This is a genomic window from Roseobacter sp. HKCCD6576-2, from assembly GCF_013179285.1.
Lineage (GTDB): Bacteria > Pseudomonadota > Alphaproteobacteria > Rhodobacterales > Rhodobacteraceae > Rhodophyticola > Rhodophyticola oceani.
In genome coordinates, this window is sequence record NZ_WVNW01000057.1 from 1 (window position 1) to 1,674 (window position 1,674).

1 pseudogene is annotated in these 1,674 nt (G+C 57.5%); it reads left to right on the plus strand.

From position 1 onward, the window contains the following. Positions 1 to 139: 139 nt before the first annotated feature. Positions 140 to 1,674, plus strand: a pseudogene (locus GTF44_RS21905) (hypothetical protein); the annotation flags it as partial.

The following is a 1,674-nucleotide window of genomic DNA, read 5'->3' on the forward strand; positions in this document are numbered from 1 at the left end:
GGCGGGCCACATTGGCGTTGGCAATGCGACTGCGGAAATAAGTGAAGATGTTGGCAAAACAAGCCGCATCATCGTGAATGGAGGCTCGGCGCACGGGCTTCGGGCGGATAGCATCGATCCTGATCCTGAATCCACGGGGGTGGCGACGGCCCTGGTAAAAGCCGGGGAGATCACCCTTTTCGGTGGCAATAGCGTTGGAGCCGATTCGCAGGCCAATGGCGGCAAAGGCAAAGCGCTGACGCGAATGGAGGGCGGCTCTATCACCACGCATGCTTCATACTCCTACGGGCTTGAGGCGCAGGTTGACAACCCGGACAGTACAGGAGTGGCGACGGTGGAAATGACCGGGGGGAGGATCGTGACGGGGGAGGTGCGGATTATTGATGGTACCGCTACCGGTGGTGGTGGCAACTCCCATGGGATTTTGGCGCACAACTCTGGTAGCGGTGACATTATCGTGGACATGAGTGTTGGTAATGGCACAATCACCACGAAGGGGGGCGGGTCTCACGGGATTTATGTGGAAGCGCAAGCGCAAAGGCGCGCGGATTTCACGCGGGTGGTAGCGGGCTCGGCGACGCAGGCGCGGGCGATTGTCAAGCTGGGTACGTTTGCCAAGGTCACAGCTGAAGGAGCGGGTTCAGATGGGATCCGCATTTCAGGGAATGAAGTGAGGGCTGATGCTAATGTCCCCAACAGTAGAGTCAGGTTAGGCGCACAAGGCTTTGACATAGACGTGGCCGGGACTGTGAAAGGCGGCGCTGCCGCGATCCGAACGATATCCAGCAAAGCCGGGACGATTGATATTGTCAGCGGTGCCAATGTGATTGCCGGGGGGGGTGGCATTGCAATACGCACGGAGACTGCCGCTGCCGGGGGGGATGGCGTGCCGAGAACAGGCGTCGACGACGGTACGGCGGTTATCAGGTCGGCAGGGAACATCGACGGCAATATTGAGCTTGATGCAGGTGACGATACCCTGATTGTGACAGGTGGACGCATCGACGGTAATGTTTATGGCGGGGATGGCGACAATACCTTGACCCTGGAAGGTGGCCGTTTCACCGGGGATATTCGTCTTGTGGCAGGTGACAACATCGTGGACATAGCAGATGGCACTTTCACCGGTGGCATTTATGGCGGAGAGGGTGACGATACCGTCACGATTTTTGCCGCAAGCCTTTATGACGGATCCCAGGTTCTGGACGGCGGTATAGGCGATAACGATCAGCTCACTGTGAATGGCCAGACTATTAGTAACACAACTGATAACTTCCTTAATTGGGAAAGTGTCAAGCTGAATGACGCGACCCTGAACCTGTCTGGGGTCACGACAGTGGATATGGATCTCTCAATCGACGCCGGATCTGAGTTCTACGCGTTTGGCGGGAATGGAGGCATGACCATCGCAGGTGACAAAGTGACCAATGCGGGTGACTTGACCTTGAGCGTGCAGGACGGGACGACGGGGGATGAGATCAGAGTTGAGGGTAATTACACCGGGTCGGACACGGGATCGGATGTTTTTGCGCTGGATGCGCGTATGGATGGCACGGACACCGACATGCTTCACTTCACCGGCGATGTGTCAGGCGATATGGAGGTGTTGATTGCCAGCGTGGGCAGCGCCGGTGCCACGGGCGGACCACTTGAGATCTACGTGGTCTCGGTTGA